This window comes from Lactococcus sp. KTH0-1S (assembly GCF_052544945.1).
The window spans coordinates 360,197-375,853 of the sequence record NZ_CP195165.1; the positions used below are offsets into that span (position 1 = coordinate 360,197).

14 protein-coding genes are annotated in these 15,657 nt (G+C 34.5%); 9 read left to right on the plus strand and 5 right to left on the minus strand.

Annotated features, from left to right (window positions below; translation table 11 throughout):
- The first annotated feature begins 43 nt into the window (after positions 1-43).
- The 3 genes from ACRYLU_RS01820 to ACRYLU_RS01830 are packed head-to-tail and all read left to right on the plus strand — an operon-like array spanning position 44 to position 2,383.
- Positions 44-703, plus strand: a complete 660-nt coding sequence (locus tag ACRYLU_RS01820; protein ID WP_015425820.1) for a GTP pyrophosphokinase — start codon at positions 44-46, stop codon at positions 701-703.
- Positions 690-1,502 (plus strand): NAD kinase, encoded by an 813-nt coding sequence (locus tag ACRYLU_RS01825; RefSeq protein ID WP_003131619.1) that lies wholly within the window; start codon positions 690-692, stop codon positions 1,500-1,502. Before ACRYLU_RS01820 ends, ACRYLU_RS01825 begins: the two co-directional genes overlap by 14 nt.
- Positions 1,502-2,383, plus strand: coding sequence for an RluA family pseudouridine synthase (locus ACRYLU_RS01830; RefSeq protein ID WP_445081115.1), 882 nt, complete (start codon positions 1,502-1,504; stop codon positions 2,381-2,383). The genes ACRYLU_RS01825 and ACRYLU_RS01830 overlap by 1 nt, the downstream gene beginning before the upstream one ends.
- A gap of 42 nt (positions 2,384-2,425) precedes the next feature.
- On the opposite strand, the gene ACRYLU_RS01835 is transcribed toward ACRYLU_RS01830, so the two are convergent.
- Positions 2,426-3,256 (minus strand): peptidylprolyl isomerase, encoded by an 831-nt coding sequence (locus ACRYLU_RS01835; protein ID WP_445081116.1) that lies wholly within the window; start codon positions 3,254-3,256, stop codon positions 2,426-2,428.
- Between the two features lie 310 nt (positions 3,257-3,566).
- Here ACRYLU_RS01835 and ACRYLU_RS01840 point away from each other — a divergent pair, with 310 nt between their 5' ends.
- From ACRYLU_RS01840 to ACRYLU_RS01850, 3 genes are all read left to right on the plus strand, one after another.
- Positions 3,567-5,000, plus strand: a complete 1,434-nt coding sequence (locus ACRYLU_RS01840; RefSeq protein WP_010905304.1) for an amino acid permease — start codon at positions 3,567-3,569, stop codon at positions 4,998-5,000.
- 114 nt (positions 5,001-5,114) lie between these two features.
- Entirely contained in the window at positions 5,115-5,927 is an 813-nt protein-coding gene (locus ACRYLU_RS01845) for an NADPH-dependent FMN reductase (RefSeq protein ID WP_445081117.1), read from the plus strand.
- Entirely contained in the window at positions 5,927-6,904 is a 978-nt protein-coding gene (locus ACRYLU_RS01850) for an FAD:protein FMN transferase (RefSeq protein ID WP_038599137.1), read from the plus strand. The genes ACRYLU_RS01845 and ACRYLU_RS01850 overlap by 1 nt, the downstream gene beginning before the upstream one ends.
- Positions 6,905-6,999: 95 nt before the next feature.
- On the opposite strand, the gene lysS is transcribed toward ACRYLU_RS01850, so the two are convergent.
- Both lysS and ACRYLU_RS01860 read right to left on the minus strand, forming a co-directional pair.
- Positions 7,000-8,484 (minus strand): lysine--tRNA ligase, encoded by a 1,485-nt coding sequence (gene lysS / locus ACRYLU_RS01855; protein ID WP_010905307.1) that lies wholly within the window; start codon positions 8,482-8,484, stop codon positions 7,000-7,002.
- A gap of 198 nt (positions 8,485-8,682) precedes the next feature.
- The gene (locus tag ACRYLU_RS01860; protein WP_445081118.1) at positions 8,683-9,501 is read right to left on the minus strand and encodes a LysR substrate-binding domain-containing protein; all 819 of its coding nucleotides are present in this window, start codon (positions 9,499-9,501) and stop codon (positions 8,683-8,685) included.
- Between the two features lie 162 nt (positions 9,502-9,663).
- Between ACRYLU_RS01860 and ACRYLU_RS01865 the strand changes: the two genes are divergently transcribed.
- Positions 9,664-10,659, plus strand: a complete 996-nt coding sequence (locus ACRYLU_RS01865) for a YeiH family protein (protein WP_445081364.1) — start codon at positions 9,664-9,666, stop codon at positions 10,657-10,659.
- Positions 10,660-10,871: 212 nt separating this feature from the next.
- Here the strand turns inward: ACRYLU_RS01865 and ACRYLU_RS01870 are convergent, their stop codons facing one another.
- A complete protein-coding gene (locus ACRYLU_RS01870; RefSeq protein WP_003131609.1) occupies positions 10,872-11,816 on the minus strand; it encodes an L-lactate dehydrogenase in 945 nt (314 codons plus the stop codon).
- A gap of 293 nt (positions 11,817-12,109) precedes the next feature.
- Positions 12,110-12,931, minus strand: coding sequence for a LysR family transcriptional regulator (locus tag ACRYLU_RS01875; protein ID WP_098393168.1), 822 nt, complete (start codon positions 12,929-12,931; stop codon positions 12,110-12,112).
- 153 nt (positions 12,932-13,084) lie between these two features.
- Here ACRYLU_RS01875 and ACRYLU_RS01880 point away from each other — a divergent pair, with 153 nt between their 5' ends.
- Both ACRYLU_RS01880 and thiI read left to right on the plus strand, forming a co-directional pair.
- Positions 13,085-14,059 carry a TDT family transporter gene (locus ACRYLU_RS01880; RefSeq protein ID WP_445081119.1) on the plus strand — a complete coding sequence of 325 codons (975 nt, stop codon included), beginning with the start codon at positions 13,085-13,087 and terminating at the stop codon, positions 14,057-14,059.
- Positions 14,060-14,336: 277 nt separating this feature from the next.
- Positions 14,337-15,557: a tRNA uracil 4-sulfurtransferase ThiI gene (gene thiI, locus ACRYLU_RS01885; RefSeq protein WP_445081120.1), complete on the plus strand. Its 1,221-nt coding sequence runs from the start codon at positions 14,337-14,339 to the stop codon at positions 15,555-15,557.
- Positions 15,558-15,657: the final 100 nt, after the last annotated feature.

A 15,657-nucleotide genomic window follows, 5' to 3' on the forward strand; every position in this document is an offset into this window, starting at 1 on the left:
AAAAGGAGTATGTGAGAGCAATTGCTTTTGCAAAGTGAAAAAAATGTTTAATTGGGAAGAATTCTTGGACCCTTATGTCCAAACAGTTGGCGAGTTAAAAATAAAATTTCGTGGTGTTCGTAAGCAATATTTGAAGAAAGGACTTTATTCTCCGATTGAATTTGTTACGGGGCGCGTGAAACGCCGAGAATCAATCAGAAATAAGGCCAAACTTCGTGGTTACACGAGAGAAAATTTAGCTGAAATGGAAGATATTGCTGGTGTTCGAGTGATGGTCCAGTTTGTTGATGATGTTTGGGATGTGTTGGAGCTTTTACGTAAACGCAAAGATTTTAAAATCATTGAAGAACGTGATTATATTAATAACCAAAAAGCTTCTGGTTACCGTTCTTATCATGTCATCATTGAGTATCCAATTGATACAATTGATGGTTTCCAAATTGTCAATGCAGAAATTCAAATTAGAACTTTGGCTATGAATTTTTGGGCAACAATTGAACACTCCCTTAATTACAAGTACGGGGGCTTAATTCCTGAGGATGTCAAGGCAAGATTGACTAATGCAGCGCGTGAAGCTGCTCAACTTGATTTGGAAATGGGCGAAATCCGTGAGGATATTCAAGAAGCACAGTTACTTTTTGATAGTCCTCAGCAAAAACAAGACTTTAAAAAAGAAAATGGTGAAGAAAATGAACTTTGGTAAAAAAGTCTGGCTTATTGGAAATTCGAGTGAAAAATCCAAAAAAACGCTCAATAAATTGAGCAAGATTTTGAAAGCTGAACACTTCGTTTTTGATGATATTAATCCTGAAATTGTGATTTCAGTTGGAGGAGATGGGACGCTTCTACGAGCAATGCACATGTACGAATATCAGCTAGATCGTGTGCGATTTTTGGGTGTTCATACGGGGCATTTGGGCTTTTATACTGATTTTACTGATGAAGATTTGTTTGAAGTCGTAGAGGCGCTTTATGATGAAAATCCAGCTCAAGCGATTCACTATCCACTCATTCGTGTTCAGGTTAGTTTTACTGACGGATATCAAATTGTACGACATGTTCTCAATGAAGCAACGATTCGACGTGCAAGTAAAACGATGGTTGGGGATGTTAGAATTTCTGATTATCTTTTTGAACGTTTTCGTGGGGACGGCTTGTCAATTTCAACTCCAACGGGTTCAACGGCTTACAATAAATCAATTGGAGGAGCCGTTGTTCATCCGCGGGTAAAAGCAATGCAAGTTGCTGAAATTGCAAGTTTGAACAATGTCGTTTATCGAACATTAGGTTCACCAATGATTGTAGCTGAGAAAGATACTATTACCGTTTGTCCTGCGCCAGAGGATGATTATAGTTTGACTTTTGATCAGTTGACTTTTGAATACAAAAATATCAAATCAATTGAATTTTCATTGGATGGAACAACGATTTCTTTTGCAAATTGCGCTCACACACCATTTTGGGAACGGGTCAGTAAGTCCTTTATTGGGGAGGTTGAGTAATGCAGTTTGCTTTTAGAAACGAGATTGAAGGAAGCATGGTTAAATCAATGCTAAGCCGTCACGGTATTTCTAGGAGATTACTGACAAAAGTGAAATTTGATGGTGGAAAAATAACAGTTAATGGTCAGGAAAAAAATGCCATTTATCGTCTGGAAAAGGATGATTTGGTGACGGTCACAGTCCCAGATGAGCCAGATAATGAAAAGTTAATTCCTGATGATTTTCCACTCAATATCCTATTTGAAGATGACCACTATTTAGTGGTTGAAAAGCCAGCAGGCAAGCCATCAATTACAGGGTCCTTGCATCCGACTGGGGCCATGTCAAATGCGGTCAAAGGATATATTAGTCAAAAAAATTATGCTAATCAAACGGTGCATATTATCACCAGGCTAGACCGTGATACCAGTGGAATCATGTTTTTAGCTAAACATCGTTATGCACATGCTTTAATGAATCAACATAAATTTCGCGACACGATGGAAAAACGCTATTTTGCCATTGTAAATGACCAAGATTTGCCAGATTCTGGTCGAATTGATTTACCAATTGGTCGTCGTGATGATTCGATTATTCAAAGGCAAGTTCGCTTTGATGAAAAAGCAAAAGATGCACTGACTTCTTACGTTGTTGCTGAGCGAAAAAATGATTTAGCCCTTCTTGATATTATTTTGCATACAGGCAGAACTCACCAAATTCGTGTTCATTTTTCTCATTTGGGTTATCCTTTAATTGGTGATGATTTATACGGTGGAAATCATGATTTGATTTCACGTCAAGCCCTTCACTGTCATCATTTACAGTTCTTAAATCCTTTTACTGACGAAATGGTTCATGTTGAATTAGACATGCCAGAAGATATGAAAAACTTATTGAAATAAAAAAAGTTACTGACAGATTTTCTGTCAGTAACTTTTTATTTATTAAAATTTCCAGTTTTTAAGAATTTTAACAGATTTAATTTTTACAGGGTCAACAGGAGATGAAGCTTCGCCAGATCCACTTGATGTAACTTCGGCTTTAGCGATTTTATCAACGACATCCATTCCTGAGATAACTTGACCAAAGACAGTATAACTTCCGTCTAAACTTGGGTATCCCCCTTTTTTATAAGCATCAATTATTTTTTGAGGATATTTAGTCTTGTCTTGAATTTGATTGGTCATATCTTGGGAATTTTGCACAATGAAAAATTGTGAACTGCTAGAACTTGCTTGACCAGTATTTGCTAAAGCAAGTGCGCCGCGGATATTGTACAGTTGATTAGAAATTTCAGTGTCAAATGATTTTCCACCAAAAATTGAAGCAGACCCAGTTCCTTGATTAGAAGGGTCACCAGATTGAATCATGAAATCTTTAATGACACGGAAGAATTCATTGTTTTTGTAGTAACCATTTTTGGCAAGAACAAGGAAATTTTGAACCGCATTAGGGGCCAGTTTAGGGAAAAGTTTAATATTGATATTTCCAGCAGTCGTTTTAATTTCGACCTCAGCTTCATCCTCAGCAACAGTTGTAGAAAGTTGTGGTAAAGTCAAATCATTAAGGGCAGTTGTAGAATTTTTTACTGCATCATGTAATTTATAATTTGTTGGATAATCAACTTTTTGGCTTGAAGAAGTTCTTGTACTACTTGCTGTATTATCAGTTGTTTTTGGACGATTTGCAAAGAAAACAAGGAGTCCAACGACAATAACTAAGACAATCCCAAAGATTGTAAAAAGAATTGTATTATTTTTTTTATTCGTATTCATAGGAATATTTTAACATAAAAATGAGTAATTATAAATTTTTATCAAATTAATTCTTGCAATTTCTAAAAAAAAGGTATAGAATATAGAAAAATCACGAAAGGAGAATCACGAAATGAATAACTTCTCATTACGCCATCATCATTTGCATAGATAAGAGTTGTGTCATACAGTAGGTATAGATACAGCTTTAGAGTACGCTCAAGTATCTATGCCGGTGATTCTCAAGAGACCGGTTGTAAAGACAACTGGTCTTTTTATTTGTTCGTGCTCTGGTTTGTAGAAAAAAACAAGAGATTAGAAAGCAAAGATTATGGAAAATCAAAATCAGGTCAAGCGCAACCTTAAACAGCGCCACATCACCATGATTGCATTGGGTGGTACAATTGGAACAGGTTTATTTTTAACCTCAGGAGCAACAATTAGTCAAGCAGGCCCCTGGGGCGCAGTTCTTGCTTACTGTTTTATTGGTATTATGGTTTACTTCGTAATGACTTCCTTAGGTGAGATGGCGACATATTTGCCTACCTCAGGTTCATTTTCCGATTATGGCGGTCGTTATGTTGACCCTGCTTTTGGCTTTGCATTAGGGTGGAACTATTGGCTCAATGGAGCGATTACCATTGCCGTGGATTTAACGACAGCAGGATTGATTACGCAGTTTTGGTTCCCGCACCTTCCGTCTTGGATTTTTTCAGGAATTGCGACGGTCTTAATTTTTATTATTAATGTTATGGCGGTTGGAGCATTCGGGGAAACAGAATATTGGTTATCAACGATTAAAGTGATTACGATTGTCCTCTTTTTAGCCATTGGTTTACTTACCATTTTTGGAGTTTTGGGACAAGGAAATGTTGATGTCGTTGCCAATTTAAGTGCCGGCAATCATGGCTTTGTTGGTGGAATTTCAGGATTTGTTGGAGTTTTACTTATTGCCGGATTCTCTTTTCAAGGAACTGAGCTTTTAGGGATTACCGCAGGTGAATCTGAAGACCCAGGTAAGTCAATTCCTAAAGCAATGAACTCTATTTTCTGGCGTATCTTACTCTTTTACATCTTTTCAATCATTGTAATTGCTGCAATTATCAATTTTAAAGACCCTCGCTTGTTAAATCCAAATTCGACAGCTGTCATGAGTCCATTTACTATTGTCTTTAAAAACATTGGCTTTGCAGTTGCAGCTTCAGTTATGAATGCGGTCATTCTTACTTCGGTAATTTCATCAGCAAATTCAGTAATGTATGCTTCAACTCGTATTCTTTATTCATTGGGACAAGAAAAAGGCGCACCAAAATTCTTTGGACGAACAGCAAAAAATGGAATTCCTTTTTATGCCCTCTTAGCCACAACAATTATTTGTTTTATTGCTTTCTTAACTGGAATATTTGGAACGCAAATTTATCTTTTCTTGGTTGATTTATCATCACTAACAGGATTCCTTGCTTGGCTTGGAATTTCTATCAGTCATATCCGTTTTAGAAGAGCCTATATTGCTCAAGGGAAAAAATTGGAAGATCTTCCTTACAAAGCTAAATGGTTCCCATTTGGTCCAATTGTTGCGCTCTTGATGACTGCGGCAATTGCCATTAATCTTGACCCAGCCATGCTCTTTAGTGAGCACTGGGGTGAAGGCTTAGCTTTATACGCTGCAATTCCTATTTTCATTATTCTTTATTTTGGTTATAAATGGAAGTATAATACAAAAATTATTCCACTTGAAGAAGTAGATTTGAGTCGAGAAAAATAATATCTGAATCACAATTCGTATAGAGTTGTGGTTTTTTATTTATAATATAAAGAGAAGTAAGGACATTTTTTAAGACTTACTTACCCAAAATTACCAAGTGAAAGAGGGAATGGGATGAAGTTTATCGCCATTGTTGGGACCAATGCTAGTTTTTCTTATAATCGAAAACTCCTTTGGTACATGAAAAAGCATTTTACAAAAGAAGCACAAATTGAAATAGTAGAAATTATAGACCTGCCACTATTTTCTGAGGATATCAGAGAAATTCCTGAAGGTGTTCAGAAAATTGCGGAGGCAATAAGAGAAGGGGATGGTTTGATTTTTTCAACGCCTGAATATGATCATGCGATTACTGCTGCTTTGAAATCATTGATAGAATGGCTGTCATGGATGAAACCTCAGCCATTGAACAGTTTGCCGGTTATGATTGTTGGGGTTTCTCTGGGAAATATGGGAACTGTTTTTGCCCAAGAAAACCTTCGACAAATTTTGAGTTCACCGGGTCTGGATGCTTTTGTTTTACCTTCCAATCAATTTCTTTTAGGACGAGCAGCTGAAGCATTTAATCAACAAGATGAATTGATAGATGAACGGACAATTAGCTGGTTGGAGCATTGTTTTAATAATTTTATGATTTATAGTAAAACATTAAAACCGATGCGATTTCCTTCACCAAAAAAAGAGAATAATAAAGAAATAATTGAGAGTGAGGAAAGTAAAAACTCTACAAAAACTGAGGAAGTTTGGTGGACTAAAGAAACGAATCAAGGATTGCCAGTTCTTTCCGATGCAGATACAGGAGCTTCTGAGTATGAAGAAGTGATTGAACCTGAAAATTCGGCTTATCTACAATTTTTGGAAGAGGGAGAAACTTGGGAGTTTGATGATATTGGAGAACTAAGAGGAAAATCGGAAGAAGAAGACTGATGAAAATTTTAGAAAAAAAGTCAACCTTGAAAATTTCCAAAACTTATCGAGCTTTAGGGACAGTCATTAGCTTAACAATTTATGGTCATCAAGACGAGGAGTTATTAGATAAAACTTATCAATTAATCAAGTATTATGAGCAGCTTTTTACAGTAAATCGTGACCAATCAGAATTGATGGCTGTCAATCATAAAGCAGGAATAGAGCCTGTTCAAGTATCAGGAGCAGTTTATGGCTTAACAAAAATAGCGCTTGAAAAAAGCAAGGAAGCATTTGGTTTTAATACAGCAATTGGTCCTCTCGTTAAACTTTGGCATATTGGCTTTTCAGACGCTAAATTGCCAACTCAAGCAGAAATAGATGAAAAGTTAAAAATAATTAATCCAGATAGGATTATTCTAAGGGATGATGAATTTTCAATTTTTTTGCCAGAAAAAGGGATGGAAATTGACTTAGGAGCGATAGCAAAAGGTTATATTGCCGACCGGATTAAAGATTTTTGGCATGCTTACGGTATCTCTTCCGGCATCATTAATCTAGGAGGAAATCTTCTATTGGTGGGAGAAGCTCCGCATCAGATAGATAAAAAATGGCGCATAGGCATTAGAAATCCATTAACTAATGATAAAAAACCTGTGCTACAGCTTTTGTCTGGTGAAGGTTCTGTTGTGACTTCGGGGATTTCTGAGCGTTACTTGAAAGTGAATGATAAGATTTATCATCATATTATTGACTCCAAAACAGGTTATCCACACCATAATCAGCTGGCCAGTGTTACTGTTTTATCGAAAAAATCAATTGATGGTGAAATTGAAACGACCCGATTATTTTTTGCTGACGGTCCAATTGAAAATTGGCTGACAGAAAATCCAGAAGTTTATGGCGCTATTTTTATTAGTAAAGATAAGAAAATAAAAGCCGTTGGAATTCCCAAAAATCAGATTTATGTTGCTGACCAAAGTTTTGAATTTGTATAAGTTAAAATTTAAGTGTAGCTAATTTCTGTCAGTACTTTTGCCAATAAAAATTTACTGACAGAAATAAAAAAACCGCGGGAAGCGGTTTTTATTTTTTATTTCATAGTTGGGAAAAGTAAAACGTCACGGATTGAAGTTGTGCCAGTAAAGAGCATCACTAAGCGGTCAATCCCGATACCGAGTCCACCTGTTGGTGGCATACCGTGTTCGAGTGCTTCAACGTAATCGTAATCGACACCAGTTGCTTCATCATCCCCAAGTTCTTTAGCTTTAGCTTGAGCTTCAAAACGTTCCAATTGGTCAATTGGGTCATTCAATTCGCTGAAAGCATTGGCGTATTCTTTACCGTTGATGAAAAGTTCAAAACGGTCAGTAAAACGTGGGTCTTTTTCATTCATTTTAGCAAGTGGTGAAATTTCTTTTGGATGACCAAAAACGAAAGTAGGTTGAATCAAAGTTTCTTCCACATATTTTTCAAAGAATTCGTTAATGATATGACCAACAGAAGTGAAATGTTTTTCAACATGAATATCATGTTCTTTAGCAAGAGCTGTTGCTTCTTCAAAAGTCATCTCAGGCCAGAAATCAACTCCAGCAACTTCCTTGATGGCATCAACCATGTGAACACGTTTGAATTTTCCGCCAACATTGATTTCTTTACCATCGTATTCAAGAACATCTTGACCAACCACTGTTTTAGCAACATGTTGGAAGATTCCTTCTGTCAAATCCATGATATCTTCAAAATCAGCATAAGCTTCATAAGATTCCATTGTTGTGAATTCTGGATTATGAGTCATATCCATTCCTTCGTTACGGAAGACACGCCCAAGTTCATAAACTTTTTCCATTCCACCAACAATCAAACGTTTCAAGTGTAATTCAGTTGCAATACGAAGCGCCATATCAATATCAAGACTGTTATGATGTGTGTAGAATGGGCGAGCAGCAGCACCACCGGCTTCGTTGTTAAGTACTGGAGTTTCAACTTCAAGATATCCACGACCATCCATATAACGACGGATTTCACTGATAATTTTAGAACGAGTGACAAAACGATTGAAGCTTTCTTTATTTGAAATCAAATCCAAATAACGTTTACGATAACGTGTTTCAGTGTCAGTCAAACCATGGAATTTTTCAGGCAAAGGACGAAGCGCTTTTGAGAGGAAAGTCAATTTTTTTGCTTTAATTGACAATTCACCCATGTCAGTTTTCATGATTTCGCCTTCAACGCCAAGGAAATCTCCGAGGTCAGCTTTTTTGAAAATTTCATAATTTTCTTCGCCGACTTCATCTTTACGAACATAAAGTTGAATTTGGCCTTCGCGGTCTTGAAGATGGGCGAAACCGACTTTACCTTTACCACGTTTAGTCATCAAACGACCAGCGACAATTCCTGAAAGTGCAAGTTCATGCAATTCTTCTTTCGTCTTTTCGTCATAAGCTTCGTGTAGTTCTTGTGAGTTGTGCGTACGTGTAAATTTATGTCCAAATGGGTCAATTCCCGCTTCGCGCAGGTTTTCCATTTTTTCACGGCGGACTTTCATTTGGTCATTAAGTTCTTCGATTTCAGCCAAAATAGTACTCCTTGTAATTTTTTATTCTCTCTATTTTAACATATTTTCAAAAAATTAACAGAAATTTTTTTGTCAGTAAACGCTTTAAGCATAGGCTTGAGAAGATTTTTTTACTGTCAGTAAAAAATGCTGATAAAATGACTGACAGAAATTTAGAAAATGATGAATGACCTTAAAGAACTTCTGTCAGTAAATTTTTTAAAACTCACTTAAATCTTTGATTTTTTTAATCACAGTTTTGAGCAATTTGTCTTGTTCAGACAAGAAGGAAAGACCATAAAAAATGCGTTGATAACGTTCGCCAAGACCTTGAAAAGCAATATTTTCATCAATAAATCGTTTTGAAATCAATGACAGGCCAATGCCAGCCTTAAGTTGACTGACAATCATATCATTGTTATTGACGCTGACCAAATTCTTTGGATTAAGATTATTTTCCTTAAGATAATTATGTGTATAATGAGCCACACCAGACCCTGCTTCGCGAATAAAAAAGATGTCACTTTCTGGATTGCCAGCAAGAACGAGTTCATCTTTAAAAAGTGGGAAAGTTTCGATGGTTTCATCCATCATCGGTTTTTCAATAATTCCAAAATGAATTTCATGATTACGAATTAAATCAAAAACCTCTTGAGAATCAAGCATCATTAATTCAATGTTAAGTTGTTCAAGTTCAGGAATTAAATTTTTAAAAATCAAAGGTAAAACAGTAGTTGCTGAACTATGGGAAGCAGCAATTTTAAAAGGTTTACGACTAGGTGTCTGATTTTTCAAGGAAAACTGTAATTCATTCCAATCATTGAGCGTTTTTAAAGCCTTAGGATAAAGAAGGTCGGCACTCTCTTTAGGAATGACTTCTTGGTGTTGCCCTCTTGAAAAAAGTTGAACTTTTAGTTCTTCCTCCAATTTTTTAATTCTAACAGTTGCGGTTGGCTGTGAAATAAAACATTGATTAGCAGCTCTGGTAAAGCTTTTGGTTTCAAACACAGCAATAAAAGTTTCGAGTAAAGCGAACATAAATCTTCCTTTAATTAATAAAAGTAATTTTAAAAATGATAATAATTTATTTTACAAAATAAAGGAGATTGTGTAAACTAATTGATGCTAGACAATTAAAAAGGAAAAAGTAGAAAAATGTTAAAATTAAAAAATGATATTAAAAATGATAGACAGGCCATAATGAGTATTTTGCCAGGATTTCTGCTCTCCTTTGCCATTGCTATAGTAAGTTATTTACTCAATCGTTTTATCTTCCATAGTTTAGGTTCAGCAACCATTGCAATATTATTAGGAATTATTTTAGGTAATTTGTACTTCAAACAAGTCACTTTATTTGCAGGAACAGCTTGGTCAGAAAAAAAACTTCTGGAATTTTCAGTGATGTTTTTAGGGGCCACAGTCACTTTCCAAACCATTGGTAAGTTAGGATTCTCCGGAGTAGGATTTATACTAATACAAATGATTTCAACAATTATTTTTGTTTTGTTTATGGGTAAAAAACTAGGATTTTCTGCTAATGTTTCTGCCCTAATGGCTTCTGGAAATGCAGTTTGTGGTTCATCAGCAATTGCCGCAGTTGAACCAGTTATTGGAGCTGAAACCAGTGAGAAAAGAACATCGATTGCGATGGTCAATCTTATGGGAACTATTTTAATGCTAAGTCTTCCATTTTTAGGAACTTGGATATTCGGTAATAATGATTTATTAAGGGGGGCACTGATTGGTGGAACAGAACAATCTGTTGGTCAAGTCGTTGCTTCAGCAACAATGTTAAATCCAAACACAACAACCTTAGCCACTCTATTTAAAATTATGCGAATTATCATGCTCGTTTTTGTTGTTTTATATTTTGGTTTCAGAAGTAAAAAACGAAAAATAAATGAACAAGGACCTACTCAAATAAAAATTAAAAGAAATTCTTTTTTACCATGGTATGTTCTTGGTTTCTTAGTGCTTTGCACTTTAGATACATTGATTCATTTTGTGCCGGAAGTTTCAGCTGTCGCAAAATTTCTATCCGGTTGGTGTGAAACCATTGCCTTAGCTGCTATTGGTTTACGACTAAATTTGATTGAATTTATAAAAGCAGGAAAAAAATTACTGATTTATGGTTTATCTACTTTAGTCTTTCAAGTAGTTCTTGCACTTATTTTAATAAGCCTTTTAATCAAATAATTAGAATTAAAACGATAATAAAGTCACTAAACCAGAGATTTAGTGACTTTTTTGTGCTAATTATTATCAGTTAAATTTTTGAACCTAGTAAAAAATTATTAATCAATCGGACTCATTCATGTTAAACCAGATTAATCCCCAAAGTGAAGCAATGACTAAAAAGAGTAGAGCAAGCATTTTATTTTCCTTTATATTTGTAAGGTCTGGATAGATTACTTAATAGATTCTATTACCTCTTTAAGTTGACTGACAGATTTTTCAAATTGTTTCTTTTCATAAGCATCAATATTTAGTTCAATGATTTCTCTAACACCATTTTGATTTACAATAGATGGAACACCGGTAAAGACACCTTCTTGACCATATTCACCACGTAAATAGGCAGAAACTGGTAGAATTGCTTGTTCATTATTTAAGATGGCTTTGACAATTCTAGCTGTACTCATTCCAATGCCGTAATAAGTAGCCTGTTTTTTATCAATAATCTCATAGGCAGCATTTTTTACCTTATTTGACAAATTTGACAAATCTTCAACCCCTATTTTTTTATTTTTAACAATAAATTCAAGAATAGGTTTTCCACCTACCGTCGTGTGTGACCAAACTGCAACTTCAGAATCGCCATGTTCGCCAATAATATATCCATGAACGCTCCGTGGATCAATTTCTAGCTTTGTGGCCAACTCTTTTCTAAAACGAGTAGTATCCAAAGTTGTACCAGTTCCGACAATTCGAGATTGATCAAGACCAGAAGTTTCCCAAGCGACATAGGTAAGAATATCCACAGGATTTGAAGCAATTACAAAAATACCATCAAAACCTGAATCCATAACCTGAGTCACGATTGAGCGCATAATTTTAGCATTTGTATTAACCAAATCTAAACGTGATTGACCTGGTTTTTGATTCACACCAGCCGTAACGACCACAATATCAGCATTTTTACAGTCCTTGTAATCTCCAGCTCTCACAATAACATTTTCTTGCCCCCAAGAAACGCCATCTAATAAATCTAAGGCTTCACCCTCAGCTTTATCCTGATTAACATCTATCAAAACCAACTCATTAACAAGTCCTTGATTAATCATTGAATAAGCAATACTTGTTCCAACAAAACCTGTTCCTATAACAACTACTTTTCTGCTTGTAATTTTCATTTTTAGCTCCTTTTCAATTTTTTTATATATTTTTATAAAGCCTATCTGTTAAAAAGCCAAAGATAACTAATCATAGTACATAAAATTAAAATAATAGAAATCACAAAACTAATGATGATAAAAGCCAATTTTATCTCCTCCTTCAACCCCTTTTTCTGATGTCTTTTATAAAATCTATAATTATTTTATCCCTATTTTTTTAATGTGTAAAATGAATTTATTTTATCGTTATTATTAATAAAAATAATAAAAAACAAAAGCAGCTTGCTCATGTTTTTCTATTTTTATTAATTCTAATGAATTTCGGTTTCTTTTTTTATTTTACTAATTAATTTTTGAATCACAGGGTCTTTTTCTTCATCAAAAGAAACTCCTAGAAACTCTCTATGATAATTACTCCCAAGTTCTTGATAAGGGATATCATCAGTTAAAAATGATTTAGAAATTAAAGAAGAACCTAAGCCTGCTTTGATATGGGAAATAATCATCTCATTGCTATTCATACGAACAATGTTTCTTTGAGCAGAAGGAGCGGATTTGAGATATCTTTTGATATAATATCCAATTCCTGAACCAGATTCTCTGGTAAAGAAAGTTTCTGAATCCATATTTCCGGCAAGTACTAATTCATCTAAAAATAAAGGAAATGTTTCGGTTTGATCGCTAATGAGTAATCGCTCAATGATTCCAAAATGTAAATCATGATTTGCAACTAATTCAAATACTTTTTCTGAGTCATACATATTAATTTCTACATCTAAATGTTCCAACTCGCCTTCAAATACTTTAAATATTCTCGGCATAATACTTAGAGCAGCACTGTGTGAAACCCCAATTTTGAAAGGATGCTTTGCAAGAGATTTTTTTTGAACCTCAGCTTGATCTTCCTCCCATTTTTTTAGATAGGCAATAGCCTTGGGATAGAATAATATGGCGGCTTCAGTCGGAATAATTTCTTGATGTTTCCCTCTCAAAAATAATGTTGATTTTAATTCTTCTTCGAGTTTCTTGATTCTCACGGTTACAGTGGGTTGGGAAATAAATAAATATTTTCCAGCTAAGGTAAAACTTTTAGTTTCATAAACGACGATAAAGGTCTCAAATAATGAAAACATGTGATTTTCTCCCTAAAATACAAAATAACAAATTATTTTTTTTAATTTATATGATTATAATAATTTATTTTACAAATTAATTCAACTATTATATATTATTAATAGAATCAATTATTTAAGACGAATTAATAAAAAATATAGAAAGAGGAGTCTATGATGTATTCAAAATTCATATCATTTTTAAAACAAATTCCCCTCCCGATATGTGGCTTAATTTTGGGTTTAATATCCTTAGGGAATCTCCTTTACAGTAAAGGTTATCCTATTTTAGGAAATTCTTACGATATGTTAGGTTTATTCCTGATGTTTTTAATTTTGCTCAAGATAGTATTGGCAATGAAACATACAATTTCGACTTTGAATGACCCAATTGTAGCCTCTGTTTCACCAACTTTTACGATGTCTTTAATGGTACTAAGCGTATTTTTAAAACGTTTGTCCGGCTTTAGTCTTCTTGCGAATGTTATTTGGTGGACTGCTTTAATCTTGCATCTTATCTTAATGATGTATTTTATTTATCTTCATGTGCTACCAAAAGAATTAAAAATACATGATGTTTATCCAAGCTGGTTTATTACTTTTGTAGGCATTGGGGTAATATCGGCAACATCACCAGATTTCGGTCTTGAAGTGGGTAAAGTTGTGGTTTGGATAACATTACTCTTTTACTTTATTCTTCTTCCTATTGTTATGCATAGAGTTTTCATTTTACGAAAAATGCACAAATCTTTACTTCCTTTGATTACAATTATCACAGCACCAGGTTCACTTGGTTTAGTAGGATACCTCACTGTTGTAGAATCAAAATCTAAAATATTCGTTATCTTTTTATTTATTTTATCGCAAGCTATCTATTTTATAACTTTAGGCTTGCTGACAAAACTTTTGAGAAGTGCCTTTTATCCTAGTTATGCTGCCTTTACATTTCCTCTCGTTATTTCTGCAACTGCGGTAAATTTAACAAGTAAACTCAGCGTTTTTCAGTTCCTGAATTTAGAATTATTAGCGAATATGGAAATCCTTATAGCAATTGCAATCGTTACTTATGTGCTCATCAGATACTGTATTTTTTTAGGATCAAAATTAATTCAGATTATGTCTGAAAAATATTCCCCTGAAAGTATTTAAAAATAAATCATCGATAAAAATTACCACCAGGTCAATGATCTAGTGGCTTTTTATTTTGCTTTTAAAATGGAGTATATTAAGCTCAATAGAGCCTTATAAAATGAGACAATAATTTTAAAAAAGCCTATAAAAAAAGGGAGACATTGTGTTATAATTAGAACGCTGCGTGCTTTTTTTCTTTAAATAAAGAAGATTTGACTGGTTTTTTAACTTAAATCGTTCATTTTTTGAAGTATTTAATGATTAAAAGTATGCAAAAGAATATAGGAGAATAAAAATGACTGTATTATATGATGAAATCATGGTTCGTTATGGTGAACTTTCGACCAAAGGAAAAAATCGTGGTTACTTTATCAATCGTTTGGCAAAAAATATCCGCGAAGTCCTTGCAGATATGCCTGAATTAAAAATTACAGCAGCAAGAGATAGAGCACATATTGAACTTAATGGAGCAGATTATGCTGAAGTTTCAAATCGTTTAACAAAAGTTTTTGGAATCCAAAATTTTTCACCTTCAATCAAAGTTGAAAAATCAATGCCCATTATCAAAGAAGAAGTTGTGGCACTTTTTAAGGAGATTTATCGCGAAGGGCAGACTTTTAAAATTGCTACCAGACGAGCTGACCATAACTTTGAATTAGATTCAACAGAATTAAATATTGCTTTAGGAGATGTTGTTTTTGATAATTTCTCTTACGCAAAAGTACAAATGAAAAAGCCTGATATCACATTGCGCGTTGAAATCAGACAAGATGCGACTTATCTTAGTTTTGAAGATATAAAAGGTGCTGGAGGTATGCCAGTCGGAACAGCAGGACGTGGACATCTAATGCTCTCAGGGGGAATTGATTCGCCTGTTGCAGGTTATTTAGCGTTGAAACGCGGAGTTGAAATTGAGGCTGTTCACTTTGCTAGCCCTCCCTACACTTCACCAGGAGCTTTGAAGAAAGCCAAAGACTTAGCAGCTAAATTAACCGTTTTTGGAGGTTCAATTACCTTTATTGAAGTACCATTTACCGAGATTCAAGAAGAAATAAAAGCCAAGTCTCCACAAGCATATTTGATGACAATTACACGTCGTTTTATGATGCGCGTGGTTGATCGGGTTCGTGAAGAACGTGGTGGAAAAGTGATTATTAATGGAGAATCTTTGGGACAAGTTGCTAGCCAAACGCTAGGCTCAATGTCTGCCATTAATGAAGTAACTAATACTCCAGTTATTCGACCAGTAGTAACAATGGATAAAAATGAAATTATTGAAATAGCTGAAAAAATCGATACTTTTAATTTATCAATTCTACCATTTGAAGATTGTTGTACTGTCTTTGCACCACCTTCTCCAAAAACAAATCCAAAACTTGAAAATTGTATTCAATATGAAAAGAGAATGGATGTTGAGGGGATGGTTGACCGTGCGGTCAAAGGAATTATGCTCACAACAATTACTGGTGAAAACTGGGACCAAACTGAAGAAGAAGAATTTGCTGATTTCTTATAATAAAAAATGCTACTTATAATATTATGAGTAGCATTTTCATTTGATTAGGAAACTACGATTGATAGTCTAAACTTGACAAAGATTGGAAACAAGGATATAA

Excerpts from the sequence above, each read along its gene's own strand:
- ACRYLU_RS01820 (WP_015425820.1), top strand. The coding sequence starts at position 44 with ATGTTTAATTGGGAAGAATTCTTGGACCCTTATGTCCAAACAGTTGGC.
- ACRYLU_RS01825 (WP_003131619.1), top strand. The coding sequence starts at position 690 with ATGAACTTTGGTAAAAAAGTCTGGCTTATTGGAAATTCGAGTGAAAAA.
- ACRYLU_RS01830 (WP_445081115.1), top strand. The coding sequence starts at position 1,502 with ATGCAGTTTGCTTTTAGAAACGAGATTGAAGGAAGCATGGTTAAATCA.
- ACRYLU_RS01835 (WP_445081116.1), bottom strand. The coding sequence starts at position 3,256 with ATGAATACGAATAAAAAAAATAATACAATTCTTTTTACAATCTTTGGG.
- ACRYLU_RS01840 (WP_010905304.1), top strand. The coding sequence starts at position 3,567 with ATGGAAAATCAAAATCAGGTCAAGCGCAACCTTAAACAGCGCCACATC.
- ACRYLU_RS01845 (WP_445081117.1), top strand. The coding sequence starts at position 5,115 with ATGAAGTTTATCGCCATTGTTGGGACCAATGCTAGTTTTTCTTATAAT.
- ACRYLU_RS01850 (WP_038599137.1), top strand. The coding sequence starts at position 5,927 with ATGAAAATTTTAGAAAAAAAGTCAACCTTGAAAATTTCCAAAACTTAT.
- ACRYLU_RS01860 (WP_445081118.1), bottom strand. The coding sequence starts at position 9,501 with ATGTTCGCTTTACTCGAAACTTTTATTGCTGTGTTTGAAACCAAAAGC.
- ACRYLU_RS01865 (WP_445081364.1), top strand. The coding sequence starts at position 9,664 with ATGAGTATTTTGCCAGGATTTCTGCTCTCCTTTGCCATTGCTATAGTA.
- ACRYLU_RS01870 (WP_003131609.1), bottom strand. The coding sequence starts at position 11,816 with ATGAAAATTACAAGCAGAAAAGTAGTTGTTATAGGAACAGGTTTTGTT.
- ACRYLU_RS01875 (WP_098393168.1), bottom strand. The coding sequence starts at position 12,931 with ATGTTTTCATTATTTGAGACCTTTATCGTCGTTTATGAAACTAAAAGT.
- ACRYLU_RS01880 (WP_445081119.1), top strand. The coding sequence starts at position 13,085 with ATGATGTATTCAAAATTCATATCATTTTTAAAACAAATTCCCCTCCCG.
- thiI (WP_445081120.1), top strand. The coding sequence starts at position 14,337 with ATGACTGTATTATATGATGAAATCATGGTTCGTTATGGTGAACTTTCG.